Annotated in this window: 26 protein-coding genes; 5 read left to right on the plus strand and 21 right to left on the minus strand. The window is 40.2% G+C overall.

The window, feature by feature from the left end:
- Positions 1–51: 51 nt before the first annotated feature.
- A complete protein-coding gene (locus tag DWA30_RS03860) occupies positions 52–735 on the minus strand; it encodes a DUF2461 domain-containing protein (RefSeq protein WP_114491227.1) in 684 nt (227 codons plus the stop codon).
- A gap of 77 nt (positions 736–812) precedes the next feature.
- Here DWA30_RS03860 and DWA30_RS03865 point away from each other — a divergent pair, with 77 nt between their 5' ends.
- Positions 813–1244 carry a hypothetical protein gene (locus tag DWA30_RS03865; protein ID WP_114491228.1) on the plus strand — a complete coding sequence of 144 codons (432 nt, stop codon included), beginning with the start codon at positions 813–815 and terminating at the stop codon, positions 1242–1244.
- A 55-nt stretch (positions 1245–1299) separates the two neighbouring features.
- Here DWA30_RS03865 and corA read toward each other — a convergent pair whose 3' ends face one another.
- From corA to hisG, 9 genes are read right to left on the minus strand one after another with little or no spacing between them, the layout of a single operon-like run.
- On the minus strand, positions 1300–2391 hold the full coding sequence (gene corA, locus DWA30_RS03870; protein WP_114491229.1) for a magnesium/cobalt transporter CorA: 1092 nt from the start codon (positions 2389–2391) through the stop codon (positions 1300–1302).
- Between the two features lie 51 nt (positions 2392–2442).
- Positions 2443–3060 carry a bifunctional phosphoribosyl-AMP cyclohydrolase/phosphoribosyl-ATP diphosphatase HisIE gene (hisIE, locus tag DWA30_RS03875; RefSeq protein WP_114491230.1) on the minus strand — a complete coding sequence of 206 codons (618 nt, stop codon included), beginning with the start codon at positions 3058–3060 and terminating at the stop codon, positions 2443–2445.
- Positions 3061–3080: 20 nt separating this feature from the next.
- Complete coding sequence (gene hisF, locus DWA30_RS03880; protein ID WP_114491231.1) at positions 3081–3836, minus strand: imidazole glycerol phosphate synthase subunit HisF; 756 nt, start codon at positions 3834–3836, stop codon at positions 3081–3083.
- Positions 3826–4572, minus strand: a complete 747-nt coding sequence (hisA, locus tag DWA30_RS03885; RefSeq protein ID WP_114491232.1) for a 1-(5-phosphoribosyl)-5-[(5-phosphoribosylamino)methylideneamino]imidazole-4-carboxamide isomerase — start codon at positions 4570–4572, stop codon at positions 3826–3828. The genes hisF and hisA overlap by 11 nt, the downstream gene beginning before the upstream one ends.
- Positions 4569–5150 carry an imidazole glycerol phosphate synthase subunit HisH gene (hisH, locus tag DWA30_RS03890; protein ID WP_114491233.1) on the minus strand — a complete coding sequence of 194 codons (582 nt, stop codon included), beginning with the start codon at positions 5148–5150 and terminating at the stop codon, positions 4569–4571. Before hisH ends, hisA begins: the two co-directional genes overlap by 4 nt.
- Positions 5150–6289 (minus strand): bifunctional histidinol-phosphatase/imidazoleglycerol-phosphate dehydratase HisB, encoded by a 1140-nt coding sequence (gene hisB, locus DWA30_RS03895; protein WP_114491234.1) that lies wholly within the window; start codon positions 6287–6289, stop codon positions 5150–5152. The genes hisH and hisB overlap by 1 nt, the downstream gene beginning before the upstream one ends.
- Positions 6289–7338, minus strand: a complete 1050-nt coding sequence (gene hisC, locus DWA30_RS03900) for a histidinol-phosphate transaminase (protein ID WP_114491235.1) — start codon at positions 7336–7338, stop codon at positions 6289–6291. The genes hisB and hisC overlap by 1 nt, the downstream gene beginning before the upstream one ends.
- Entirely contained in the window at positions 7328–8620 is a 1293-nt protein-coding gene (gene hisD, locus DWA30_RS03905) for a histidinol dehydrogenase (protein ID WP_114491236.1), read from the minus strand. The genes hisC and hisD overlap by 11 nt, the downstream gene beginning before the upstream one ends.
- Complete coding sequence (hisG, locus tag DWA30_RS03910) at positions 8620–9477, minus strand: ATP phosphoribosyltransferase (RefSeq protein ID WP_114491237.1); 858 nt, start codon at positions 9475–9477, stop codon at positions 8620–8622. Before hisG ends, hisD begins: the two co-directional genes overlap by 1 nt.
- A gap of 285 nt (positions 9478–9762) precedes the next feature.
- Between hisG and DWA30_RS03915 the strand changes: the two genes are divergently transcribed.
- From DWA30_RS03915 to DWA30_RS03925, 3 genes are read left to right on the plus strand one after another with little or no spacing between them, the layout of a single operon-like run.
- Positions 9763–10746, plus strand: coding sequence for an OmpA family protein (locus tag DWA30_RS03915; protein WP_114491238.1), 984 nt, complete (start codon positions 9763–9765; stop codon positions 10744–10746).
- Positions 10747–10756: 10 nt separating this feature from the next.
- Positions 10757–11344 (plus strand): helix-hairpin-helix domain-containing protein, encoded by a 588-nt coding sequence (locus DWA30_RS03920; protein ID WP_136073150.1) that lies wholly within the window; start codon positions 10757–10759, stop codon positions 11342–11344.
- A gap of 10 nt (positions 11345–11354) precedes the next feature.
- A complete protein-coding gene (locus DWA30_RS03925; RefSeq protein WP_114491240.1) occupies positions 11355–13109 on the plus strand; it encodes a sodium:solute symporter family protein in 1755 nt (584 codons plus the stop codon).
- Between the two features lie 50 nt (positions 13110–13159).
- Here the strand turns inward: DWA30_RS03925 and DWA30_RS03930 are convergent, their stop codons facing one another.
- From DWA30_RS03930 to DWA30_RS03980, 11 genes are all read right to left on the minus strand, one after another.
- Positions 13160–13975, minus strand: coding sequence for a prohibitin family protein (locus tag DWA30_RS03930; protein WP_114491241.1), 816 nt, complete (start codon positions 13973–13975; stop codon positions 13160–13162).
- A 16-nt stretch (positions 13976–13991) separates the two neighbouring features.
- Entirely contained in the window at positions 13992–16025 is a 2034-nt protein-coding gene (locus DWA30_RS03935; protein ID WP_114491242.1) for a vWA domain-containing protein, read from the minus strand.
- Between the two features lie 65 nt (positions 16026–16090).
- Positions 16091–16837, minus strand: a complete 747-nt coding sequence (fabG, locus tag DWA30_RS03940; protein WP_114491243.1) for a 3-oxoacyl-[acyl-carrier-protein] reductase — start codon at positions 16835–16837, stop codon at positions 16091–16093.
- A 107-nt stretch (positions 16838–16944) separates the two neighbouring features.
- Positions 16945–17817 (minus strand): succinate--CoA ligase subunit alpha, encoded by an 873-nt coding sequence (gene sucD, locus DWA30_RS03945; RefSeq protein WP_114491244.1) that lies wholly within the window; start codon positions 17815–17817, stop codon positions 16945–16947.
- A 71-nt stretch (positions 17818–17888) separates the two neighbouring features.
- Positions 17889–18302, minus strand: a complete 414-nt coding sequence (locus DWA30_RS03950; RefSeq protein WP_114491245.1) for a nuclear transport factor 2 family protein — start codon at positions 18300–18302, stop codon at positions 17889–17891.
- Positions 18302–19237: a UDP-3-O-(3-hydroxymyristoyl)glucosamine N-acyltransferase gene (locus DWA30_RS03955; RefSeq protein ID WP_114491246.1), complete on the minus strand. Its 936-nt coding sequence runs from the start codon at positions 19235–19237 to the stop codon at positions 18302–18304. The genes DWA30_RS03950 and DWA30_RS03955 overlap by 1 nt, the downstream gene beginning before the upstream one ends.
- A gap of 77 nt (positions 19238–19314) precedes the next feature.
- A complete protein-coding gene (gene efp, locus DWA30_RS03960) occupies positions 19315–19881 on the minus strand; it encodes an elongation factor P (RefSeq protein WP_114491247.1) in 567 nt (188 codons plus the stop codon).
- A 27-nt stretch (positions 19882–19908) separates the two neighbouring features.
- Entirely contained in the window at positions 19909–20694 is a 786-nt protein-coding gene (gene lpxA / locus DWA30_RS03965; protein WP_114491248.1) for an acyl-ACP--UDP-N-acetylglucosamine O-acyltransferase, read from the minus strand.
- Positions 20695–22101, minus strand: a complete 1407-nt coding sequence (locus DWA30_RS03970) for a bifunctional UDP-3-O-[3-hydroxymyristoyl] N-acetylglucosamine deacetylase/3-hydroxyacyl-ACP dehydratase (protein ID WP_210725383.1) — start codon at positions 22099–22101, stop codon at positions 20695–20697.
- A complete protein-coding gene (gene lpxD, locus DWA30_RS03975) occupies positions 22094–23119 on the minus strand; it encodes a UDP-3-O-(3-hydroxymyristoyl)glucosamine N-acyltransferase (RefSeq protein WP_114491249.1) in 1026 nt (341 codons plus the stop codon). The genes DWA30_RS03970 and lpxD overlap by 8 nt, the downstream gene beginning before the upstream one ends.
- A gap of 24 nt (positions 23120–23143) precedes the next feature.
- A complete protein-coding gene (locus DWA30_RS03980; protein ID WP_114491250.1) occupies positions 23144–24373 on the minus strand; it encodes an HD domain-containing protein in 1230 nt (409 codons plus the stop codon).
- Between the two features lie 106 nt (positions 24374–24479).
- Between DWA30_RS03980 and porX the strand changes: the two genes are divergently transcribed.
- The coding region (porX, locus tag DWA30_RS03985) for a T9SS response regulator signal transducer PorX (protein WP_114491251.1) at positions 24480–26009 on the plus strand (1530 nt) is incomplete at its 3' end.

The following is a 26009-nucleotide window of genomic DNA, read 5'->3' on the forward strand; positions in this document are numbered from 1 at the left end:
GACAGTACTTATATTATACAAGTGTACGTTAAAAAAATCATCCTTCCAAATCTAAGGATCAATTAATGATTCCCCGTTTAGGTCGGTAGTTAGAACATCGCTCATATAATCAAAATAAGGTCGAAGCAATTTAAAATAGTAAATGAGGGTATCTAAAAAGTCTTCGGAAAGTACCTCTTCGTCGGTAAACGAATGGGAGACAAAGAAACTTTTAAGTCGGATAAGGTCAATATTCGGGTCGTCCTTACTAAATCCTTTAGGTGCCGTTTTTACAGCGTTATCGCGATTAAAACCGCCAAACGCTTTTTTAAAATCTTTTTGGTTCAATATCGTTCGAATCAAAGAGTCATCCATTTCAAATTCTTTTCGAATACGCAACAGGTCTTCCGCATTCGGACTAAAAAATCCACCCGCCATCAACGAGTTTCCCGGCTCCAGTCGTAAATAATATCCGCCGCGACGGTGGGCTCCTGCCCTACTGTAACTCACACTTCGATGCACATTATACGGTGTTTTGTCCTTACTAAAGCGAATATCTCGATTAATACGAAATATCTTAACCTTGGAAATCTCATCTGTTTTATTAAGTTCGTTTTCCACCTCTTTATAAAACTTCTTCAAGCTTTTTTCGTTCGCTTGATATTCTTTTTTATGCGCCTGCATCCAATCTCTGGTATTATTCTTTTTCAGTTTTTTAAGGAATTCGAAGGCAGATTTTGGTATTGGCGCAGACATACAAGTGGGTTTATAAAATTAAATATAAAGTAATTTACGTACATTTATAAGTGTACAACCAAAAAACCAATCAAACAATGACAACTACTACCAAACCGAATACCGGCTTCTGGATCATCGCTGTGATCGCATTACTTTGGAATTTGATGGGAGTTTTTCAATTTCTTTCAGCAACCGTTTTGCTCGACACACTAAGAGAAACGGCTACGGCAGAACAAATGGCCGTCATGGATACGCTGCCTTCTTGGTATGCAATTGTATTTGCAATAGCAGTATTTACCGGACTTCTGGGAGCAATCTTATTGCTCGTGCGCAGAAAAATTGCGGTTCCCGTCTTTCTGATCTCTTTAGTGGCAGTACTTATTCAAATGGGATATTGGGTATTTGCCACAGAGATAATGGATGTGGAGGGCCCTACTGCTATTATAATGCCATTGATAGTGATCACTATTGCCATTTTTCTCTATTACTATAGCAAAGGAGCTGCACAAAAAGGCTGGCTTAGATAATTTAGAAAATAAATTAATTCTCATAAAAAAGGCACCACGATTATGGTGCCTTTTTTTATAACCATTTCTTACGTTTAAAATAATATAACAACCCGAAGAAGACGAGGATCATTGCGCCCCAGAGGTAGAAATAGCCATATTTCCATTGCAGCTCCGGCATATATTCGAAATTCATTCCGTAGATACCGGCCATAAACGTTAAGGGAATAAATATAGAAGCCATGATAGTAAGCACTTTCATTACTTCATTCATCTTGTTGCTAATGGTCGTCATATACATATCCATTAGGCCCCAGATCATTTCTCGATAAATCTCTACGCTCTCACTCACTTGAATAATATGATCGTATAGGTCGCGAATATAGTTTTGCGTCCTTTCGTCCATTAAAGACGTATTCGACTTTTCGATACGATTGATCACCTCTCTTAACGGTAAAATTGCACGACGAATGCGAAGTATTTCTTTTTTTAGGTCCTGTATGTCCTCGGTAATGTCTTCGTCTATTTTATCTTCAAATAACTGATCTTCCAACATTTCGATCTTCGCACTTAATGTTTCGATCACACTAAAATAATTATCCACTACCGCATCTAAAATGGCAAACATCAAATAATCTGCACCGGCATTTCGAATTCGCCCCTTAGCCGTTTCTAGTCGGTCGCGTAGCTCATCGAACACATCACCGTCGGCCTCTTGAAAAGTAGTTACATAGTCCTTACCCATGACCATACTTACGTGCTCGTTCACAAATTCGCCGTCGTCTTTATAGAACAGCATCTTAAACACAATAAACAAGTAATCTTCATACTCGTCCATCTTTGGACGCTGATTGGTGGTCACAATGTCTTCTTGTATAAGTGGGTGCAGATTATAGTAGTTTCCCAGTCGTTCAATTTCGGCAGTATTGTTTAACCCGTTCACATTGATCCAAGTAATATGTTGTGAACTTTCAAATCCAAAGGCATCTTCTATATTTTCAGAATCGATGCGTTTATAATGGTCTTTAGAATAATCGATGATCTCTAACTTCGTCACCAAAGACTCTTTCTTACCCGTATAGGAAACCGTTCCTGGAGCCAGATTCTTCGTTGGCGGCCTCTTTATTTGAGGCACCTTGAGCTTGCGTTTTCTTCTTCTTGCGGTCATGCAGATCAATTAGTTTATTTAAAAGTATATAAAATAATCTACAGTTAACGTTTATTCAGCGTCGCGATCGAATTTATGTCTTGATTTGAGTGTTTTCTCCACATCTTGAATTCGGAACCCCTTGGCTTGCAGTAAAACCATAAGGTGAAATAGCAGATCGGCACTTTCGTTCAAGAAATTAAGATCGTTATCATCCTTGGCTTCAATTACTACTTCTACTGCCTCCTCACCTACTTTTTGTGCAATCTTGTTGATCCCTTTTCTAAAAAGAGATGCCACATATGAGGCTTCCAGTTCCTTATTGTCTTTGCGGTCGGAAATTACCTGTTCTAAGTACGAAAGAAAACCAAAATTAGCGTTGTTCTTTTCGCCCCAACAGGTGGCAGTTCCTAAATGACACGCCGGTCCTTGCGGATTGGCTTGAATCAACAAAGTATCTTTATCGCAATCGACTTTAACTGATACCAGATCGAGAAAATTCCCGGTTTCTTCGCCTTTGGTCCATAAGCGGCCTTTGCTTCTACTAAAAAAAGTCACCTTTTCTAATTCTAAGGTCTTTGTGTATGCTTCTTTGTTCATAAATCCTAACATCAAGACGTTTTTTGTCATCGCATCTTGAACAATGGCTGGCACCAGTCCGTTAGGGTATTTATCAAAATTAATTTCCATAAGGTTTATTTATTTAGTTGTTATATACGAACAGCGATGTGTTCTTGTTTTAAGTTGTTCTTTAAATCGTAAATTTCAATTTCTTCAAAATGAAAAACACTAGCAGCTAGGGCAGCATCAGCTTTACCCTCGATAAAAGCATCTTTAAAATGATGAATTTTTCCTGCACCACCCGAAGCAATTATTGGTATGTTCACACTGGTTGAAAGTTTTGCCAACGCCTCGTTTGCGAAACCATTTTTCGTACCGTCATGGTCCATGGAAGTAAAAAGAATCTCGCCGGCACCGCGTTCTTCCACTTCTTTGGCCCAATCGAATAGATCGATGTTGGTTGCTTGTTTTCCCCCAACCAAATGAACTTTCCAAAGACCGTCTATTTGTTTTGCATCTATGGCAACTACGATGCATTGTGAACCAAATTTTTTGGCCAATTCATTTATGAGATTCGGATTTTTTACTGCGGAAGAATTTACCGACACCTTGTCGGCTCCGTTCTGAAGCAGCATAGAAACATCTTCAACAGTGCTAATTCCGCCGCCTACGGTAAACGGAATATTAATCGTTTCAGCAACAGCTAACACCATTTTTGATAATGTTTTTCGCCCCTCTTCGGTAGCCGATATATCGAGGAAGACCAATTCATCTGCTCCTGTTTCAGAATAACGCTTCGCCAAGGCCACAGGATCGCCTGCATCGCGCAACCCCTTAAAGTTTACACCTTTTACGGTACGCCCGTCTTTAATGTCTAAGCAGGGTATAATTCGTTTAGTTAGCATGGCTTATGTAGTTTTCCAGTTGTTTGAGTGAAATACGATTCTCGTAGATCGCTTTTCCTATTATCACACCTTCACAGCCTAGTGCTGCTAGCTTTGGGAGTTCGTCGAAAGCAGAAATACCTCCGGAAGCGATCAGTTTTAGTGCATTCCCCTTAGTTGCCGTTGTAGTGGTTTCAATAATTTTTTCATAAAGATCGAAGGCCGGTCCTGCCAACATTCCATCCTTGCTTATATCGGTACAGATCACATAGGACACGCCCACATCACGATATCTTTGGATGAATGGAATCAATTTTTCTTCGGAAGCTTCTTGCCATCCGCTCACGGCAATCTTTTCATTTGCGGCATCGGCTCCCAAAATGATCTTCTCACTTCCGTACGTATGGAGCCATCGTTTAAAAGTGTCCGGCGACTTAACGGCTATGCTACCTCCCGTGATTTGATTCGCCCCACTATCGAATGCGATCTTTAGGTCTTCATCCGATTTTAAACCACCTCCAAAATCTATCTTCAAAGAGGTATTAGTAGCAATGCTTTCTAATACCTTGTGATTTACAATGTGTTTGCTTTTTGCACCGTCCAGGTCGACCAAGTGTAAATACTCGATACCACTGGCCTCAAACGCCTTTGCCACCTCTAAGGGCTTTTCATTGTACATCTTAACAGTGTTGTAATCTCCTTTAGAAAGGCGTACACATTTGCCGTCAATAATATCTATAGCTGGTATGATCCTCATATCGATAAAAAGTTTTCTAATATTCTACTTCCTGCCACACTGCTCTTTTCCGGATGAAATTGAACTCCGTAAAAATTGTCTTTGTTCAATGCAGAGGCATAATCGGTTTCATAATGTGTGATCGCAATGGCTTCTTCACATTTAGGGACGTAATAACTATGTACCAAGTACATAAACTCACCTTCAGAGATCCCTTTAAATAAATTAGTTCGCAACTTAGTTACGGTGTTCCAACCCATTTGCGGCACTTTAACTGCATTCGAAAAGCGTTTTACTTCCGAAGAAAAAACATCTAAACCGTCAGTATCGCCTTCTTCTGTAGCTTTACATAGCAATTGCATTCCCAAACAAATTCCTAATACAGGTTGGGTTAGGGCCGGAATCAACTGGTCCAATCCTTTAGCTTTTACCATTTTCATGGCGCTTCCCGCATTACCCACGCCCGGAAAAATCACTTTGTCTGCAGTTCCAATAGTTTCCGAAGCACTGCTTACAATCGCTTCGCATCCCAAGCGCTGTAAGGCAAATTGTAGGCTTTTTATATTTCCTGCGCCATAATCGATTATTACTACTTGCATTACAATACTCCTTTAGTTGACGGCAACACCATCTTTGATGGATCGCGCTTAACAGCCACTTTAATTGCTTTTGCGAAGGCTTTAAAAATAGCTTCTATCTTGTGATGTTCGTTAGTGCCTTCTGCCTTTATATTTAGATTGGCCTTTGCTCCATCGGTAAACGATTTAAAGAAATGAAAGAACATTTCGGTAGGCATTTGTCCAATCATTTCACGCTTAAATTCGGCCTTCCAAACCAACCAATTTCTACCGCCAAAATCAATAGCGACCTGCGCCAAGCAATCGTCCATTGGCAGGCAAAATCCGTAGCGCTCTATTCCCAATTTGTCGCCTAAGGCTTTAGCAAACACTTCCCCAAGCGCAATTGCCGTGTCTTCGATGGTGTGGTGTTCATCAACTTCCAGATCTCCTTTTACCTTGATCGTTAGGTCCATTTGACCGTGTCTTGCCAATTGATCCAGCATATGATCGAAGAATGCGATCCCGGTATCAATGTTGCTTTTGCCCGAACCATCTAGGTTAAGCTGTATTTCTATATCTGTTTCGTTGGTCTTTCGCACCAATTGAGCTGTGCGCGCTTCACAAACCAGAAACTCATATATCTTTTCCCAGTCATTGGTTTCTAACGCGATGGTTGCATCCAGCTCTTTCTTTGCCACAGTGATCTCATTGGTCCCCAAATTCGTTTCATCGTTGATAAAAATACCCTTGGCACCTAAATTCTTAGCCAACTCAATATCGGTTAATCGGTCGCCGATCACAAACGAATTTGCTAGATCATATGCTTCAGAAAAATATTTGGTCAACAAGCCGGTACCCGGTTTTCGGGTAGCTGCATTTTCTTCCGGAAACGTACGGTCTATCAGCACTTCATTGAATGCGACTCCTTCGTTCTCAAAAGCTTTTATTATAAAATTATGTACCGGCCAAAACGTATCCTCCGGAAATGCCTCGGTACCAAGTCCGTCCTGATTTGTGATCATCACCAATTCAAAATCCAACTCCTTAGCGATCTTTCCAAGGTTCGTAAACACCTTAGGGTAAAAGATCATCTTTTCGAACGCATCGATCTGTTCATCGACGGTTTCTTTAATGATCGTTCCATCACGATCTATAAATAATACTCTCTTTTTGTTCATTATTCCATGTTTTTTAAAACGGTACGAAGTCTTTTATTTTCTGACGGGGTCCCAATTGTAATTCTCAGGGTATTGTCGCACATTGGTTGTGTGCTTCTATTTCTCACAATTATTCCCTGCTGCGTTAATTCGGTATATCTTTTATTGGCATCGTCTACTCGCACTAATAAAAAATTGGCATCACTGGGAAGAACATCCTGTATAAAATTCACTTCAAGCAATTGTTTAGATAGTAGTTCTTTTTCGCTTATAATCAAATGAATACGCTCTTTTATATCATTTATACTTTCTAATTCTGCTATGGCTCGTTCCTGCGTTAGCGTATTGACATTATAAGGCGGTTTTATTTTTCTAAGTACAGCAATAATTGCTTCCGAAGCAATACAAATACCAAGTCGAATTCCCGCCATGGCATATGCTTTCGACAAGGTCTGTGTCACCACTAAATTTGGATATTCGTCAAGTACATTGGCCCAACTTTGTTGTTTCGAAAAATCGATATACGCTTCGTCAATAACTACCAGACCGCGGAACGATGCTAACAGCTGTGGTATGTCTTCCGAAGCTATCGAATTCCCAGTAGGATTATTAGGCGAACAAATAAAAATAAGTTTGGTCGTCTCATCGATCGCTTCCAGTATTCCTGCTACATTGAGCTGGAAAGAACTTGTTAGCAACACCTCTTTGTTTCTAACTGCATTAACACCTGCCAATACCTTATACATCCCATACGTAGGCGGTACCGTGATTATAGAATCGGTCTTAGGTTCACAAAAAGCTCTAAACAACAGGTCTAATATTTCATCACTGCCGTTTCCTAACAACAAATTGCTTGAGTTTATTCCACGCTGTTTCGCCAAGATCGTCTTCAATTTTTGCTGATGCGGATCGGGATAGCGATTAACTCCGGTATTAAAAGGATTTTCGTTCGCATCTAGATAGACCAGATCGTCACTTATTTCGGTAAACTCATCGCGCGCAGAGCTGTACGGCTCCATAGCTTTCACGTTAGGCCTTACCAAGGCATCTAAGTTGAAATTATTCCTCATTTCTCAAGCTTTTTAATCGTAATGTGACCGAATTCTTATGCGCTTGAAGTCCTTCTGCTGCGGCCATGGTCTCTATGGCCGGCCCAATATTCAATAGCCCTTTTTCTGATATCTTCTGAAAGGTCATGCTCTTCATAAAGCTGTCTAGATGCACACCACTGTATTGCCTAGCATAGCCATTGGTTGGCAGTGTGTGGTTAGTGCCGGAAGCATAATCACCCGCGCTCTCTGGTGTATAGTTGCCTATAAAGACAGATCCTGCATTGTGAAGATTTTTTAAGAAATAGTCTTCGTTGGTTGCTATCAATATAAAATGTTCGGGCGCATAGGCGTTAATAAGCGCAATCGCTTGTTCGTTGTTTTCGACCAGTACCGATTTAGAGTTAGCCATTGCTTTAGCGGCGATCTCTTTTCGAGGCAAATCATTTAATTGTGATGCCACTGCCATAGCTACCTGTTTTTGTATCGCTTCGGAAGTGGTTACTAACACCACTTGGCTATCGGCTCCGTGTTCTGCCTGACTTAATAGATCGGAGGCTACAAAATCGGTATTAGCACTATCGTCTGCAAACACCAAAAGCTCGCTCGGTCCGGCAGGCATATCGATCGCAACCCCATATTTTGTTGCCATTTGTTTTGCAACGGTCACAAACTGATTTCCTGGTCCGAACAGCTTATACACCGCAGGAATTGTTTCGGTACCAAAGGTCATAGCGGCAATCGCTTGAATCCCTCCAAGTGTAAAGATTTTTGTGACACCACACAGTGCAGCTGTATATACAATAACCGGTTCCACCTCACCCTGCTTATTAGGCGGCGTGCATAAAACGATTTCGTCACACCCGGCAATTGTGGCTGGTATGGCCAGCATTAATACGGTTGAAAAAAGAGGTGCCGAACCACCGGGAATATACAATCCCACTTTCTGTATAGGCCTTTTTTCCTGCCAACATTGTACGCCTTGTGTGGTCTCAACGGTTATTTTTGAAGTGATTTGCGCGGTGTGAAAACGCTGGATGTTCTCTTTTGCAAGTTGAATTGCTTTTTTTAATGCTTCGGAAACATTTTCTTCGGCGGCATCTATTGTTTTTTGAGACAGTTGGAAGGTGTCCAGTTCTATTCCGTCGAATAATTGCGTATACTTAGCTACTGCGGCATTTCCTTTGTTCTTAACTTCGGAAAAGATCTCGTTAACCGTAGCTTCCAGCGATTCGTAAGAGGCAGTAGGACGCTTTAATAGCTGTTCCCAATCATCGGATTTTGGATATTTATACTGTTCCATTAGAGTACCATTTTTTCGATAGGACACACTAAAATTCCTTCGGCTCCGGCATCTTTAAGCTGATTGATCACTTCCCAAAAGACATCTTGATCAACTACCGAGTGGATACTGCTCCAACCTTCTTGCGCCAAAGGCAACACAGTTGGACTCCGCATACCTGGGAGTATTGCCATAACGGCTTCCAACTTATCGTTTGGTGCATTTAACAAAACATACCTAGAATCACGCCCCTTAAGCACCGATTGAATTCGGAAGCGCAATTTATCCAGTATGGCCTCTAATGCTTTAGGTATACTAGGCGAAACCGCTAAAACGGCCTCACTTTTAAGAATTACCTCTACTTCTTTCAGGTTGTTCTTAAATAAGGTACTTCCACTACTTACAATATCACATATTGCATCGGCCAGTCCTATATTTGGTGCGATCTCTACACTACCGTTAATTATATGAAGGTCGGCTTCGATGCCTTTTTCTGCTAAGTATCTGCGTGTAGTTTCGGGGTAAGAAGTGGCTATACGCTTACCTTTTAGGTCGGCGATAGAGTCGTATTCGAAGATTTTTGAAACGGCCAGCGAGACCCTACATTTTGAAAATCCGAGTCGCTCGGCTATCGCAATATCACTTCCCTTTTCAATTAATAAGTTCTCACCTATGATGGCGCAATCTACGACTCCGTCTATGAGGTACTGAGGAATATCTCCATTGCGCAGATAGTAGATCTCCATTGGAAAGTTTTTCGCAGATGCCTTTAATTGATCGCGGCCATTATCGATCGCGATCCCGCAGTCTTTTAGCATTTTTAGGGATTCATCGTGCAGTCTCCCCGATTTTTGAACAGCAATTTTTAATTTTTTCATTGGTACATAAAATTTAAGCATAAAAAAACCCGTTTGATTGCTCAAACGGGTTTAGGAATATTGTTAATAATCTACAATACCATATCACCTCGCGTGAGCGAAATAAGCGATATGATGATGATGTAAATTTTGGTTCTTCATTGAGATGACAAAGCTATGAGAATTTTGTTTAAAATTATGTGAAAAAACAATTAAATTTTTTAATAAGTTGGGTTATAATTTTCATAGATTTGTTTAGAACCCGCTTAAATACTGTAATATACTAAAGAACAGTGTTTTAAACTAATGAAGAACTTTTTAATTGCTTTTATCGTTTTCCTGGTATGGTCTTTTTTCGGATTATGGCTGTATTCTTGGCTCCAACCAGAAGATGAAATAGCAGTTAATAATACGGTTAAAATCGATGAGGCTTCAGATACAATCACAAAGACCGATACCGAACTTCCTTTGAACACAGAGTTACCAACCGAAGCCGGACTTGATAAAGATTCGCTGTTACTTTCAGAAAAAATTATAGATAAAGAAGGACACCAAGGACTAAAAGCCGTGAATGAGGCCGGTGATATTGTGCTATTGTTTCCGAAGGGCATAACAATTTACAAGAACACAGACGAAATTAGCATTCCACAAGAGGTAATCGATTTTAAATACAAGATCAATACATACTTAGTAGAACATCCGGATAAAGAGCTGCATATTTCGGCCCTATACAGTGCGACCGAAAATTTTGAAACACCTAATTTCGGTATTAAACGCGGTAATAAATTAAAGGAAATTCTTACTGATGTTGGAATTCCTTCAGAAAGAATCGTTATTAAACCAACGATCAAAGAAATCGATTTTTCGGCAGCAAATACGTATGAAAATGGATTTTCATTCTCTTTTAAGCCATTAGACGAGGATCGGATTGAATCGGTTCGATTTAGAATTCCGGAATCCAAAATCGTCTACCCGAGGTTTTCGAACACAGGAATCATGGTGAACGAGAATTTACGCAATCTGTTAGATGAAGTAAAACAAATAGTTGCAGCCAATCCCGACACTGAAATTGAAGTGATCGGGCATACCGACAATGTAGGAAATGGAAATGATAATTATTACTTAGGATTAGAATATGCACGTCAAGTACGCTGGTATTTGGTTAAAAAAGGGAATCTGGATCGCAAAAAGATTAGAGCGATCTCGAAAGGAGAGGAAGATCCTATAGACACAAACCAAACCGTACGTGGGCGTAACGCCAATAGACGTATTGAAATTGTTTTTAATTAGTATGACAACGATGAACGAATTTATTAATATGCTTCCCTCCTATGCAGGTATTGCGATACTTATGTTTAGTACGTTCTTAATTGGATATTTATCTGCTTGGTATTTTCAGAAGGCCAAGAGCCGAAAATTAATAGATCGACTTAAAAAAGAAGTAAATGCTTTACAGCAAACCACAAAAAAGATAGATGACATAGAAACCATCTTTACCGAGATAAAGCCAAAGATCGTAGAAGTTGTAAAACAAACACAAGAAGAAATTACAGAGCCGGTAGCACCGCCATCTGAAAGCATTCCGGAGAAAAATCGTACCAGCTACATTACCTATACCAAACAAAAGAAAGAGACCGAAGAACTAGAACTCAATTTCGACAGTTTTGGGTATGCCGATAGCGATGACAGCGACGATCTTACTCAAATTTATGGTATTGGCCCGTATATCGAGCAACGCTTAAACGGAATAGGTATTTACACCTACGACCAAATAAGCCGTTTTAAGCAAGAGGATATCGATACTGTTACCGAGCTAATTGATTTCTTTCCCGGCCGAATAGAGCGCGACAATTGGGTTGGGCAAGCCGAAGGTCTAAAAGTACATTAATACCCTCCTTATGAAATTAGCAACCCTTGATTGGATATTAATTCTATCATTTTTCTTAGTATTTCTAATCATTGGAATCATCGTTGCAAAGCGCTCCGGAAAAGACACACAAGAGTTTTTTCTTTCGGGTCGTAACATGCCATGGTGGTTGTTGGGTATTTCGATGGTTGCTACCACTTTTTCTGCAGATACACCAAATTTGGTCACCGATATCGTACGCCAAAATGGAATTTCCGGAAACTGGGTGTGGTGGACCTTCTTAATTACGGGAATGCTTACCGTTTTTGTGTACGCAAAACTCTGGCGACGGTCTAAAGTACTCACCGATCTTCAATTCTACGAATTGCGATATAGTGGAAAAGAGGCCGCGTTTTTACGTGGATTTCGCGCTTTGTATCTAGGCGTATTCTTTAATATAATGATCATGGCTTCGGTTTGTTTGGCAGCCATTAAAATTGGCGGGATCATGTTTGGTCTCGAACCATGGGAATGTGTATTGTACGCCTCAATAGTAACGGTTGTTTATAGCTCGATTGGTGGGTTGCGAGGGGTGATCTTTACCGATTTCCTTCAGTTTATCGTGGCCATGATTGGTTCTGTGTGGGCCGCTTATTATATAGTTAATATGCCCGAAATTGGCGGATTACAAAATCTGCTAGCCCACGAAAATGTATCGGACAAGCTTAATTTCCTTCCGGATTTTACCGATACTAATTCACTGTTGGTGTTACTTATCATTCCTATTGCGGTACAATGGTGGAGCGTTTGGTATCCCGGGGCCGAACCCGGTGGTGGTGGCTATATAGCACAACGGATGCTTTCGGCAAAAGACGAGAAAAATGCCATAGGTGCTACCCTCCTTTTTAACGTAGCCCACTATGCGTTGCGACCTTGGCCATGGATTATCATTGCATTAGCCTCACTGGTGTTGTATCCACAGCTCTCCGATATTGGAAACGAATTCCCAAACGCAGTTCTAGGTCATGACCTTGGATATCCTGCCATGCTTACTAATTTACCGGCAGGACTACTCGGATTAGTGGTTGCCTCACTTATTGCGGCTTTTATGAGTACGATCTCGACACATCTAAATTGGGGATCCTCTTATATCTCCTTAGATTTTTATAAACGATTCGTAAAACCCGAGGCTACCGAAAAAGAATTGGTTGGTATTGGAAGACTTTCTACAGTTGTGCTCATGTTGTTTTCTGCGTTGCTAGCGCTAGCACTAAGCAGCGCGCTAAGTACTTTTGCGATATTGTTACAAATTGGTGCCGGAACCGGACTTATATTTATTCTTCGTTGGTTTTGGTGGCGCGTGAACGCGTATAGTGAGATCACCGGAATGATCGTTTCATTTATCGTTGCACTTGTCTTCGAATTTGCCGAGCTGGGATTGGAAGACTATGAAAAATTGGTCTATGGAGTAGCTATTACTACCATTAGTTGGATTACCGTGACCTTACTTACCCGACCTACCGACACAAAGACACTTGCTAACTTTTATAATTCGGTGACTCCCTACGGGGCCGGATGGAAGCCGTTTAAACGACTGGCAGAGACGCAGAACATATTACTTAAAACCACCAACGATGTCTTTACTATAGACCTGGCGTGTATGCTGTTGGGTATCTTATTTGTTTACACCTCTTTGTTTGCCACAGGTTATGTTATCTACGGAAACGTCTTAGGAGCGAGTATATTAATTACTATTGCGGCTTGTGCCGCTGTTTTGATCTTTATGCTATGGAAGCGTAAAGAATAAAAAAAACCGCCTCATTTCTGAAGCGGCTTATAATTGTGATCGTTTACGTTCTAATTATTTCCTAGAATTAAAGGAAGACCACTTTCGCCGGACCCCACAACTACCACTTTGGCATTTGGTGATTCGGCTAAACGTAACGTAGCATCGATTCCCTTGTCCTGTAAGATCTTATCGGTTAGCGAAGCACTTAAAATTTTATTTGCATCTGCTTTACCTTGGGCTTCAATTCGCACCTTTTCGGCTTCTTTCTCGGCCGTTACCAATCTAAATTCATATTCTAACGATTGTTGTTCTTGTTTCAACTTACGTTCTATCGCTTCCTTGATGGTTGGAGGCAGGGTTACATCACGAACCAATACCTCGTTTAATTGCACATATTGTTTATCAAGTATCTTTTTAGTTTCGGCGTAGATCTCATCTTGAATGGCATCTCTTTTACTTGAATACAGTTGTTCCGGTGTATAGCGACCTACTACACTCCTGGCTGCAGAGCGGATTGCCGGTTGAATTACACGTTGCAAATAGCTCTCTCCTAATGTCTGATGTAGATTTCCGAGGTCACTATAAACAGGTTGGTACCAAGCTGATGCGTCCAATTTAATCTCTAGTCCGTTAGATGATAACACTTGCATTTTTTCGAAAAGCTCTTGTTGTCGTACTTCATATACGATCACATCGTTCCAAGGTGCGACCAAATGAAAGCCTTCACTTAATGGTGGCCCATCGGTAACGACTCCACCGTCAAAGGTTTTATATAAAACCCCGGCTTCACCAGATCCGATGGTTACAGCCGATTTTGCAAGTACTATGATTATTAATACGATCCCAATAATCACGGGAATTCCTATTTTAGGTAATTTGTCCATTGTAAAAAATTTTATGTTAAATAAGTCCGTTGTATTTTCTAATAAACCACTCCGCGCTCAGTGTGAGCACGATCAAGGCGAGAAGATATTTCCAGTCGATCAAAGGTACTACTTTTTGTTGGCTTTTTTGAACCGGTTGATACCGATCATCGTTCAACAGCGTATTGACAAGTTGTTCTGTTTCCGAAGCAAAAAAAGAAGCTCCCTCACTCGCTACTGCTAGACGTTGAAGCTTAGCTACATCTGCATTTAAGAACTGTTGTTCTACATCAAAATCCAAAATGGTAAAGTTTCCACTTCTCGCAATGGCTTCATCGGCCACAGAGACCGTATATCGATATTCTCCTGCCGGTAAACTATTGAGTGGTACTTCATAGAAGTTTTGTTTTAACAGCATAGGAAAAACGGTTCGTTCGTTGGTCTCCGTATTAATAACCGTAATTTGCAATGAGGCACGCGGATCGAACACGAAGTTTTTATCAAAATACTGCGCTGTTATTTCTATTGGATTGTTGTTGTAATAAAAAGTCTCATTGTTTACTTCAAGTCGGCTGCGACGTTTATTGGACGCTAAATACTGCACCAATTTCCCCATGAACGTATCGAAAGATTCGAAATCGTTAGTAGCAATATAGCTTTGTGCGCGCCATTTCCAAAGCCCTTCTCCATCTAAAATCGCATCGCGTTTTCCGTTTAGTTCCATGGTGGCTAACAGTGGGCTCCCACTATCGAAACCGTCTATAGATTGATACAAAAGTGTTTCGTGCGGAATAGTAACCTCTAAACCACCAAACAAGGTCTTTAACGGAGGGAAGTCATCAAATCCAATATCTTGTACTGCAAAGGTTCCATAATTTAGGTTGAGAACTGCCGATGCGTCTTCAGTTTGATTTGTAACCTCTTTATTAAATGCTTCTTGCGCCGAGTTGAGAAAATTCCAATCGGTTTCAAGCCCCGAGATGACCAAGGTGTTCTTTTTAAGGTTGTCTATTGCTTGATACACGGGCGCGAAACTTCGATCGGGCTGATACAGTATCACGAGTTGATACTCGTTAAGGAGTGACGTAGCTTCAGCAGGAGTTGCGATGGTAAGTTGTCTTTGCTCATTGCTGGTCACAGATTTTTTAATGGCCCCTAAGTCGGGATGAATGATCTTACTCACCAACAGCACATTGGTCGCTTGGTCGATCACCTCTACCGCAAAGCGTTTACTATTGTTCACTTTGTTCTTTTCTTCTTCTAAAGGGAGTAATTGAGCCGTGTATTTTTGTAGTCCGACAGCCGAAGCCGGCAGAGTGATTGCGATCGTTTGAGTATTGTTCTCTTCGGAAAAAGATACATTTTGTCGAAATACGGTCGCTGTACCTTGCGTAATCACGAACTGGGAATTCACGGTTCCTGTTCCATTATAGACCAAGATAGCTTCGACCGGAAATTGATTTTTTAAGAACGTGTACCTATTTGTATTAAGTCGCTCGATCTTTAAGTCGGTATATTTAATAGAATCTCCCAGGATCAACGGATAGATCGGACTTTCTTTTAGGTCTCCAACAAACTCATAATCTCTTCCAAGGGTTTGGTTCCCGTCTGTTATAAGAATAGTGGGTGCGACAAGGTCATTATACAACTCATTGGTCGCTTGTAATGCCTTTGCGATATTTGTATTTTTTTCTGAAAAACCCAAGGTATCTAAGACACCGAAATCGTTTCCGAAGCCATAAAAAGACAGCTCAAATGCGTCGTTGAGCGCGTCATTTGATCGCAAGGATCGAACGAACGAACGTACATTATCACTTTGATCGAGTGCTACTACCGAAGCCGAGTTGTCTACTAATACTGGCAATTTTGGCTTTTCGATCGTATAGGTTTCCGAAGTAAATTTAGGGTTGATTAATAGCAATAATATTGAAAACAAGGTGATAAAGCGAAGGGTGCCAAATAGCCATCGCAATTGAGTGTTGTGTTTGCTTTTATAGCCATACATAAACACAGAAACCCCAAGCGAAAAGATGCCTGCTAGGATACAGTAAAGTATGGTTTCGGGAGTCATGTATGGAGTATGTAATTACTGGGTTACCGAGTCATTACAAAACAGTAAGTTGATTGTATTATTGTTTAGGTGAGCATTCCGCCATCTACGTGTATGGTTTGTCCGGTGATATAGCCGGCAAGGTCACTTCCCAAGAACACGCAAGCATTGGCAATGTCTTCCGGAGCGCCACCACGTTTTAACGGTATGGCATCTCGCCATGATTGTACGGTAGCTTCATCGAGTTTTCCTGTCATTTCGGTTTCAATAAAGCCGGGAGCGATCGCGTTGCATCGTATGTTTCTAGAACCTAGCTCCAGAGCAACCGATTTTGTAAATCCGATGATTCCTGCTTTAGAGGCGGCGTAGTTGGTTTGACCTGCATTCCCTTTTACACCAACAACCGAGCTCATATTGATAATAGAGCCACTGCGTTGTTTTAGCATGGTTCGTTGTACGGCCTTGGTCATGTTAAAGACCGATTTAAGATTGACTTCGATCACTTTATCGAAATCTTCTTCAGACATACGCATTAACAGGTTGTCTTTGGTAATTCCTGCGTTATTGACGACGATATCGATACTATCAAAATCCTGTTGTACATTTTTAATTAGTTCTTCTGCTTCGGAATAATTAGAGGCATCACTTTGATAGGCTTTTACTTTAACACCATTAGTAGCGACTTCTTCTGCCAAGGCGTTGGCAGCTTCCGAAGAAGAATTATAGGTAAACGCTACGTGCGCACCATGTTTTGCAAATATTTCGACAATTCCCTTTCCTATTCCACGGCTTCCACCGGTAATAATTGCAGTCTTACCCTCTAATAATTTCATGTGACAGTATATTTTTAAGTATCCACTCAAATATAGGAAATCGCTACGGCTTAGCCATAAAAAAAGCCCTGCATATTTACAGGGCTTTTATATTTTATTCTGAAGTATTATCCTAAAACCTCAGCTACTTTTTTTCCAATCTCTGCAGGAGAATCAACTACATGAATTCCACATTCACGCATAATCTTCTTTTTAGCTTGTGCGGTATCATCACTTCCGCCTACGATTGCGCCGGCATGACCCATTGTTCTACCGGCTGGTGCAGTTTCACCGGCAATAAATCCAACAATAGGTTTTTTACTACCACTTTCTTTGTACCATTGTGCAGCATCTGCTTCTAGTTGCCCGCCAATTTCACCTATCATCACAACAGCTTCGGTTTCATCGTCGTTGATTAGTAATTCTACTGCTTCCTTAGTAGTAGTTCCAATAATTGGGTCACCGCCAATTCCAATTGCTGTTGTAATTCCCAACCCTTGTTTTACAACTTGGTCTGCAGCTTCATAGGTCAAGGTACCTGATTTAGACACTACCCCTACTTTACCTTTCTTAAAGACAAATCCAGGCATTATTCCTACTTTAGCTTCTCCAGGAGTGATTACGCCTGGGCAATTAGGACCAACCAATCGACACTCTTTGTCTTTGATGTAATCGGCTGCTTTTATCATATCTCCAACTGGAATGCCTTCAGTAATAGTTATAATCACTTTAATTCCTGCGTTGGCAGCTTCCATGATCGCATCTGCGGCAAAGGCTGGTGGTACAAAAATTATAGAAACATCGGCTCCCGTTTTAGTAACAGCTTCCTCTACTGTGTTGAATACAGGCTTGTCTAAGTGCTTTTGTCCTCCTTTACCCGGTGTTACACCTCCAACTACTTGAGTTCCGTATTCTATCATTTGTTCGGCGTGAAAGGTTCCTTCACTACCAGTAAATCCTTGAACAATAATTTTTGAATCTTTATTTACTAAAACGCTCATGTGTGTGCTTAAAATTTAATGAATTTATGGACTGCAAAGGTAGGCTTTTTGGCAAAGCTTTTAAAAGGATTTTACACTTTTACCTTGTGGTATGATTCGGTAGTATCATCTTTATCTGTAGCAGGCTGACTTACTTGATAGCCACGGTACAATTGTCCATCTTTAACTTCCCAAATACAGATAAAATGGGCGATCCCAAGTTCTTCGTCCGGATTTTCGATCGTTCGTATGTAATACTTGTAGCGAATGGTAACGTGATTATCATCTGCCAGCAAGTGACTAACTTCAATTCTAAGGTCGTGATACGTTCTTTTAATTTCTGAAAAGAGCTCGACGATATCATCATAATTCATGATGGTAAGCCCATCGGTACTATTCCAAATCAAGACCAATTCCGGATGCACATAGGTTTCCAGCAGTTTTGGATCCTTTAGGATATCCGATTTATAAAATTCTCTTACAACCTCTTTTGCTTTATTACTCATTACAGTTTATCTAATTTATCTATGATATCTGGAATTAAGCGAATTGACGCCAATTCCTTGTATTTTTTTCTGAAATCATCGGCAGGTGTACCAAAATATGATTTGTGTCCTTCGAGCGACTTACTAACACCGCTTTGTGCCGAAATGACTGCTTTCTCTCCTATAGTCACTCCACTTGTAATTCCTACCTGTCCCCAAATCGTTACAAAGTCTTCGATCAATACGCAACCGGCAATTCCAACCTGACTCGCAATAAGACAGCGCTTCCCTATGATGGTGTCATGTCCGACGTGTACTTGGTTGTCTAATTTAGCACCCTCTTTTATAGTCGTAGAAGCAGTAACACCTTTATCGATGGTACATAAAGCTCCAATATCGACATTGTCTTCGATCACTACATTTCCTCCACTTAGTAGCTTATCGAATTTTTCGGGCCGGTTCTTATAATAGAACGCATCGGCACCTAATACCGTACCGGCATGTATGGTGACACCGTTACCAATAATTGTGTTGTCGTAGATAGACACATTGGAATGAATCACACAGTCATCACCAATTACAACGTTGTTCCCTATAAACACATTGGGTTGAATAATGGTATGATTCCCAATTACAGCAGAATCGGCTATCACAGCTCGAGCCGGAACAAACGGGTTAAAATGATTGGTAATTTTATTAAAGTCTCTAAATGGGTCTTCAGAAACGAGCAACGCCTTACCCTTTGGGCACTCAACTTCCTTATTAATTAAAATAATGGTGGCCGGTGAATTTAGCGCTTTGTCGTAATACTTTGGGTGATCAACAAAAACGATATCACCGGGACGAACCACATGAATCTCATTAAGTCCCAAAACAGGGAAATCGGGTGCTCCAACAAACTCACAATCGATTATGCCAGCGATTCCTTCAAGTGTTTGGGGTGTAGAAAATTTCATTTTTAAAATTTGAATATCAAATATAAAAAATCCCACGTAAAGCGGGACTTAATTTTATGATTCTTTTATTATGCAAATTACTCTTTAATCCGCTCTTGGTACTGTCCTTTTTCAGTATCGATTCGAATTTTGTCCCCTTCATTTATAAACAAAGGAACATTTACTTCGGCCCCTGTTTCTACCGTTGCAGGTTTAGTAGCATTTGTTGCAGTATTTCCTTTAACACCGGGCTCTGTAGAAGTAACTTCTAAGATCACATGTGGCGGCATTTCTACCGATAAGGGTGCATTGTCTTCAGTATTTATAAGTACCGTTACCACTTCTCCCTCCTTCATGAGCTCGGGTGTATCTAACACTTCTCGAAGCAATCGTATTTGTGTGTAGTCTTCTGTGTTCATAAAGTGGTAGAACTCTCCTTCATTGTAAAGAAACTGAAATTTGTGCGTTTCTACGCGAACATCATCGATCTTATGCCCTGCAGAGAAGGTATTATCGATTACTTTTCCTGTAGTAACACTTTTAAGTTTTGTACGAACGAAAGCCGGTCCTTTACCCGGTTTCACATGAAGAAATTCGATGATTTTAAAAATATCGTGATTGTATCGAATACACAATCCCTTTCTAATATCGGATGTTGTTGCCATAATTTAATTTACTTATTCTGAAAGATTTTAGTTGGAACTGAAATACCCTTTCATGATTCCACGTTTCGAATTCTTGATAAACTGCAATATCTCATCTCGTTCTGGAGTTGCTTCCATCTCGGCTTCAATAATCTCGGCAGCCTGCGTATTGTTATAATTTTTTTGATATAATATTCTGAAGATATTTTGTATCTCACGTATCTTGTCCGGTTCAAAACCACGTCTTCGTAGTCCAATAGAGTTTATTCCAACATAGGACAGTGGTTCGCGAGCAGCCTTCACATACGGAGGCACATCTTTCCTAACTAATGATCCACCCGTAACAAATGCATGGTTCCCGATCATACAAAATTGATGTACAGCGGTCATGCCAGCAAGGATCACATAATCACCAATGGTGATATGCCCCGCGAGTGTACTATTGTTAGAAAAAATACAGTTATCACCTACAAAGCAATCATGTGCAATATGACAATAGGCCATTATTAAACAATTCTTTCCGATAACTGTTTTGCCGCGATCTATCGTACCTCTATTTACGGTAACATATTCTCTAATTGTGGTATTATCCCCTATCTCGGCGGTAGTTTCTTCATCTTGAAATTTAAGATCTTGTGGAATAGCGGAGATCACGGCTCCCGGAAAAATATTGCAATTCTTACCAATACGGGCTCCTTCCATTATGGTCACGTTAGAACCAATCCATGTTCCTTCACCAATAACCACATTACTATGTATAGTGGTAAAAGGTTCTATCACTACATTTTTGGCGATCTTAGCACCTGGGTGAACGTATGCGAGTGGTTGATTCATCTATGTGTTTTTTGTTTTTACGATCTGTGCCATTAATTCGGCTTCTGTGACCAATTTATTATTGGCATATGCGTTTCCTTGCATATGAACGATACCCCGTCTTATGGGCGTAATCAACTCTAGGTTAAAAACTAAGGTATCACCGGGATTAACTTGTTGCTTGAACTTTACATTGTTAATCTTCATAAAAAAGGTAAGGTAGTTTTCCGGATCAGGGACGGTGCTTAACGCTAAGATTCCTCCCGTTTGGGCCATTGCTTCTACAATAAGTACTCCAGGCATTACTGGAGCTCCCGGAAAATGTCCCACGAAGAACGGTTCGTTCATGGTCACATTTTTAAGTCCAACCACATGGGTTTCGCTTAATTCTAATATTTTATCTACCAAAAGGAACGGTGGTCTATGAGGTAACATATCCATGATCTCGTTCACATCTTTCACCGGTGTTTTCGTAATATCGAATTTAGGAATCTTATTCCTACTCTCTATTTTAATGATCTTCGAAAGCTTCTTCGCAAACTGTGTATTAACATGATGTCCCGGCTTGTTTGCGATCACCTTCCCACGGATTCGCGTTCCGATTAATGCCAAGTCTCCTATTACATCTAGTAATTTATGACGTGCAGCTTCATTCGGGTGATGCAGGGTTAAATTATCAAGAATACCATTAGGTTTCACCGAAATTTGGTCCTTTCCGAAGGCATCACGTAATTTCTCCATGGTTTTTGGAGATAGTTCTTTATCTACATACACAATGGCGTTGTTTAGATCACCACCTTTTATTAGCCCGTTATCCAGTAACATTTCGATCTCGTGCAAAAAACTAAAAGTACGTGCATTCGCAATTTCGTCTTTAAAGTTGGAAAGATGTTTTAGCGAAGCGTTCTGGGTTCCAAGTACTTTGGTCTCGAAATCGACCATAGTAGTCACTTGGTACTCGTCTGCGGGTATGACCGTTATTTCGCTCCCTGATTCTTCATCCACATACGATATCACTTCTTTGACGATATACTCTTCACGTTCTTCATCTTGTTCCTCAATCCCTGCCTTTTCGATGGCTTGGACGAAAAATTTGGAAGATCCGTCCATGATGGGAGGTTCCGAAGCATTTAATTCAATGATACAATTATCGACCTCCATCCCTACCAAAGCAGCAAGCACGTGTTCTGACGTCTGTATCTTTACTCCTAATTTTTCAAGATTAGTTCCACGTTGGGTATTAACAACATAGTTAGCGTCTGCTTCGATTTCCGGAGCACCTTCAAGATCGGTACGCACAAAGCGATACCCATAATTAGGGGGAGCAGGTTTAAAAGTTATAGAAACTTCTTTCCCTGTGTGCAATCCAACACCTGTAAGGCTTGTTTCCTTAGCAATGGTGCGTTGTTTTACTATGCCATCACTCATTTTTTAAGTTTTTTTCAAAGGTATTAAATCGTTCGATAATTTTGGGTAGGTTTTTAAAGTGAACATAACTCTTATTATAGTCGCCATAATTCAATGCTGGAGAGCCTTGTAAGACCTCACCATCTTTAACATTACGGCCAATACCGCTTTGCGCCTGTATACGTACATTATTTCCTATGGTAATATGACCAACAATACCTACTTGTCCACCAATCATACAGTTCTTACCTATCTTGGTAGAACCGGCGATACCGGTTTGAGCCGCGATCACAGTGTTTTCACCAATTTCAACATTATGAGCAATTTGGATCTGGTTGTCCAGCTTCACCCCTTTCTTTATCACGGTAGAGCCTAAGGTAGCTCGATCGATGGTAGTTCCGGCTCCAATATCGACATTATCTTCTATAATCACATTTCCGGTTTGTGGTACTTTGATAAATTCACCTTTTTCATTTGGTGAAAATCCGAAGCCATCGGCTCCAACAATTACACCGCTATGAATTACGCAATTATTACCAATAACTGTTTCAGAATAGATCTTTGCACCAGCAAATACCACTACATTGTCGCCAATAGTGACATTATCACCTATATATACATTGGGATAGATCTTTGCGTTTTCACCAATGTTCACATTATCTCCAAGGTAGGAAAACGCACCTAAATAGATACCATCGCCATAGCTGGCAGATTCTGAAACGGAAACAGGCTGTTCTATTCCCGTCTTGTTCATTTTTACTTGATTGTAGTATTCAAGTAATTTTGAAAAGGCCTTATACGCATCTTCAACTCGTATTAAAGTGGTATCGATATTGTTTTCGGCTACGAAATCCTTATTGACAATCGTAATTGAAGCCTCGGTCGAATAAATGAACTGAGTATACTTTGGATTGGCGAGGAAGGTTAAACTGCCTTCGGTCCCTTCCTCTATCTTTGCAAGTTTAGAAACTTCCACATCACCATTGCCATCCACTTCACCTTCTAGAATACCTGCTATCTGAGTTGCTGTAAATTTCATTGCTGCAAAAATAGAAAAAAAGGATTAGTAATTAGATTTAGGATAGCACAGATAATATTTGACCACGGTTTTAGAGAGTGCTTTTAGGTTTAATTGGTCGCTAGCCTTTGCTACATCTACTACTTTCCCTGATTTTGTTAAAAGGTTGATCGTATCTTTATCCATACGATACGCCTGATTATAAATATCGCCTGTAAATACAAAATAAGATGCTTCCGCTTCAGAAAGGTTGTGTTTTTTACTTAGCTGTTTCCGTTTTTCTGCAATTTTTTCCGAAGAAATTGGTTTTTTCTTCATCTTAATTTTTAGTAACTCACGGTTTATTAGCATTTCTGAAAGATTCCGAAGTACAAAATCTTCAGAAGCCATCCAAGACTTCATAGCTGCTACCACATCGTAATCGTCTAATTTTGAGAAACGGTCGAGGACACTTTCGGTTAGATTTTCTTTTGTGATGTCGTTTTTCAGAAAAAAAGAAAGTGCTTCACTGGCAGGTAATGAAACACCTTGGTCGGTAAGTTCTTTCGCACGTTTCAGCACACGCATTAAAAGCTGTTCGGCAACAATGCCTGTTTTATGAAGGTATACCTGCCAATACATTAAACGTCGTGCCACTATAAATTTTTCTACAGAATAGATCCCTTTCTCCTCTACTACTAAGGAGTCATCGTGAACATTAAGCATGGTGATAAGTCGCTCTGAATTCACCCAACCTTCGGAAACACCTGTGTAAAAACTATCACGTCTCAAATAATCGAGGCGATCCATATCTAATTGACCCGAAATTAATTGATGAAAGAATTTTCGGTCATGTTGATTCTTAAAGATCGAGATCGCAAGCGTTAATCTGTTGTTAAACTTTTTATTTAAAAGCTCCATAAACTGAAGCGAAATTTCCTCATGGCTTACGTTCTCTATAATGCTATTCTCCATGGCATGCGAAAATGGTCCATGGCCCATATCGTGAAGCAAGATCGCGATGCACAAGGCTTCCTCTTCCTCTTTGTTTATCTCAACTCCTTTTAAACGAAGCACATGCACTGCTTTTTGCATAAGAAACATGGCTCCAATAGCGTGGTGAAAACGAGTGTGGTGCGCTCCCGGATACACCAAATAGGACATCCCCATTTGAGTAATACGTCGCAGGCGCTGAAAGTAAGGATGTTCGATTAATTCAAAAATGACCCCGTTGGGAATGGTAATAAAACCGTAGATCGGATCGTTTACTATTTTGAGCTTGTTTGCTGTTTTCAAACTTTAACTTTAAATTAATACTAACAGATAATCAAGTGGAAGTATTCGGAACTAATTTTGATACATTGGTACTGCAACTAAATTCGAACTTGACAAATATACATATATGAGCGACATTAAAGTACTTTGGGTAGATGATGAAATCGATTTATTAAAACCGCACATTCTTTTTCTCGAAAATAAAAATTATAAAGTGACCACCGCTAAAAGTGGAACAGAGGCCTTAGAAGAAATTAAACACGATAGTTTCGACATTGTATTTCTAGATGAAAACATGCCCGGACTTACCGGCTTGGAAACCTTGGCCGAATTGAAGGAGCAACAAGCTTCCTTGCCTGTTGTAATGATCACCAAGAGCGAAGAGGAATATATAATGGAAGAGGCTATAGGGTCTAAGATTGCCGATTATTTAATAAAACCGGTTAATCCGAATCAGATATTATTAAGTCTGAAAAAGAATTTAGATCACTCACGATTGGTTTCAGAAAAGACCACCTCCAATTATCAGCAAGAATTTAGGAAGATTGCCATGGACCTTTCTATGGTAAATAGTTATGAGGAATGGGCAGACATGTATCAAAAATTGGTGTATTGGGAGTTAGAACTCGAAGATATTGAAGACACCGGAATGTTTGAGATTTTAGAATCTCAAAAAGTTGAAGCGAACACTCAATTTTGCAAGTTTATAGATAAGGCTTATCCCAGTTGGTTTAAAAATCCCGAAGAGGGCCCAATAATGTCGCATACCTTATTTAGAGATCGCGTCGTCCCCGAATTGAACGATGGCACACCTACTTTACTAGTTGTGGTCGACAATCTACGCTATGACCAATGGAAAGCTTTTGAGCCATATGTGAGTAACAGTTATAAAAAAACGAAAGAAGAAATGTATTATGGCATCCTTCCAACCGCTACTCAATACGCTAGGAATGCTATTTTTAGCGGTCTTATGCCAAGTGATATGGAAAAGATGCATCCGGACCTTTGGTTGAACGATACCGACGAAGGTGGGAAAAACATGCATGAGGAGGAATTCTTAGCGGCACAATTAAAGCGACTTGGACTAGATCTGGATTGGAGTTATCATAAGATTTCAAGTTTAAAACAAGGTAAGCGTTTATCGGACAACTTTAAAAGTCATAAAGAAGAAGACCTCACTGTAGTCGTCTATAACTTTGTCGATATATTGTCCCATTCCAAGACTGAAATGGAAGTGATTAAAGAACTGGCCTCCAACGACAAATCGTATCGCTCTTTAACTCAAAGTTGGTTTAAGAATTCTCCGCTTATGGAGATTATCCAACAGGCTAGCACCTTAGGTTTTAAGTTAATCATTACGACAGACCATGGTACCATTAATGTAAAAAACCCATCTAAGGTAATTGGAGATAAAAATACAAGTCTTAATTTACGTTACAAGACAGGTAAGAGTTTAACTTACGAAGACAAGGATGTATTGGCGGCAACCGATCCGAAAACGATCATGTTACCGGCGATAAATATGAGCAGCTCGTTTATATTTGCCAAAGGAGACCTGTTCTTTGCCTACCCTAATAATTACAATCATTACGTTAGTTATTACCGCAATACGTATCAGCACGGTGGTGTTTCTTTAGAGGAAATGATCATCCCTTTT

Origin of the sequence: Candidatus Ulvibacter alkanivorans (genome assembly GCF_003333325.1) — a bacterium.
GTDB classification, from domain to species: domain Bacteria; phylum Bacteroidota; class Bacteroidia; order Flavobacteriales; family Flavobacteriaceae; genus Ulvibacter_A; species Ulvibacter_A alkanivorans.

Bases quoted from the DNA above. Each gene is read 5' to 3' on its own strand.
- fabG (WP_114491243.1), bottom strand. From the start codon at position 16,837: ATGAAATTATTAGAGGGTAAGACTGCAATTATTACCGGTGGAAGCCGT.
- DWA30_RS03930 (WP_114491241.1), bottom strand. From the start codon at position 13,975: ATGGACAAATTACCTAAAATAGGAATTCCCGTGATTATTGGGATCGTA.
- DWA30_RS03920 (WP_136073150.1), top strand. From the start codon at position 10,757: ATGAACGAATTTATTAATATGCTTCCCTCCTATGCAGGTATTGCGATA.
- DWA30_RS03860 (WP_114491227.1), bottom strand. From the start codon at position 735: ATGTCTGCGCCAATACCAAAATCTGCCTTCGAATTCCTTAAAAAACTG.
- hisIE (WP_114491230.1), bottom strand. From the start codon at position 3,060: ATGGAAATTAATTTTGATAAATACCCTAACGGACTGGTGCCAGCCATT.
- DWA30_RS03950 (WP_114491245.1), bottom strand. From the start codon at position 18,302: ATGAGTAATAAAGCAAAAGAGGTTGTAAGAGAATTTTATAAATCGGAT.
- sucD (WP_114491244.1), bottom strand. From the start codon at position 17,817: ATGAGCGTTTTAGTAAATAAAGATTCAAAAATTATTGTTCAAGGATTT.
- efp (WP_114491247.1), bottom strand. From the start codon at position 19,881: ATGGCAACAACATCCGATATTAGAAAGGGATTGTGTATTCGATACAAT.
- DWA30_RS03935 (WP_114491242.1), bottom strand. From the start codon at position 16,025: ATGACTCCCGAAACCATACTTTACTGTATCCTAGCAGGCATCTTTTCG.
- corA (WP_114491229.1), bottom strand. From the start codon at position 2,391: ATGACCGCAAGAAGAAGAAAACGCAAGCTCAAGGTGCCTCAAATAAAG.
- DWA30_RS03970 (WP_210725383.1), bottom strand. From the start codon at position 22,101: ATGAGTGATGGCATAGTAAAACAACGCACCATTGCTAAGGAAACAAGC.
- DWA30_RS03955 (WP_114491246.1), bottom strand. From the start codon at position 19,237: ATGAAATTTTCTACACCCCAAACACTTGAAGGAATCGCTGGCATAATC.
- hisB (WP_114491234.1), bottom strand. From the start codon at position 6,289: ATGAACAAAAAGAGAGTATTATTTATAGATCGTGATGGAACGATCATT.
- lpxA (WP_114491248.1), bottom strand. From the start codon at position 20,694: ATGAATCAACCACTCGCATACGTTCACCCAGGTGCTAAGATCGCCAAA.
- hisF (WP_114491231.1), bottom strand. From the start codon at position 3,836: ATGCTAACTAAACGAATTATACCCTGCTTAGACATTAAAGACGGGCGT.
- hisD (WP_114491236.1), bottom strand. From the start codon at position 8,620: ATGGAACAGTATAAATATCCAAAATCCGATGATTGGGAACAGCTATTA.
- DWA30_RS03915 (WP_114491238.1), top strand. From the start codon at position 9,763: ATGAAGAACTTTTTAATTGCTTTTATCGTTTTCCTGGTATGGTCTTTT.
- DWA30_RS03865 (WP_114491228.1), top strand. From the start codon at position 813: ATGACAACTACTACCAAACCGAATACCGGCTTCTGGATCATCGCTGTG.
- hisH (WP_114491233.1), bottom strand. From the start codon at position 5,150: ATGCAAGTAGTAATAATCGATTATGGCGCAGGAAATATAAAAAGCCTA.
- hisC (WP_114491235.1), bottom strand. From the start codon at position 7,338: ATGAGGAATAATTTCAACTTAGATGCCTTGGTAAGGCCTAACGTGAAA.
- hisG (WP_114491237.1), bottom strand. From the start codon at position 9,477: ATGAAAAAATTAAAAATTGCTGTTCAAAAATCGGGGAGACTGCACGAT.
- lpxD (WP_114491249.1), bottom strand. From the start codon at position 23,119: ATGAAATTTACAGCAACTCAGATAGCAGGTATTCTAGAAGGTGAAGTG.
- DWA30_RS03925 (WP_114491240.1), top strand. From the start codon at position 11,355: ATGAAATTAGCAACCCTTGATTGGATATTAATTCTATCATTTTTCTTA.
- hisA (WP_114491232.1), bottom strand. From the start codon at position 4,572: ATGAGGATCATACCAGCTATAGATATTATTGACGGCAAATGTGTACGC.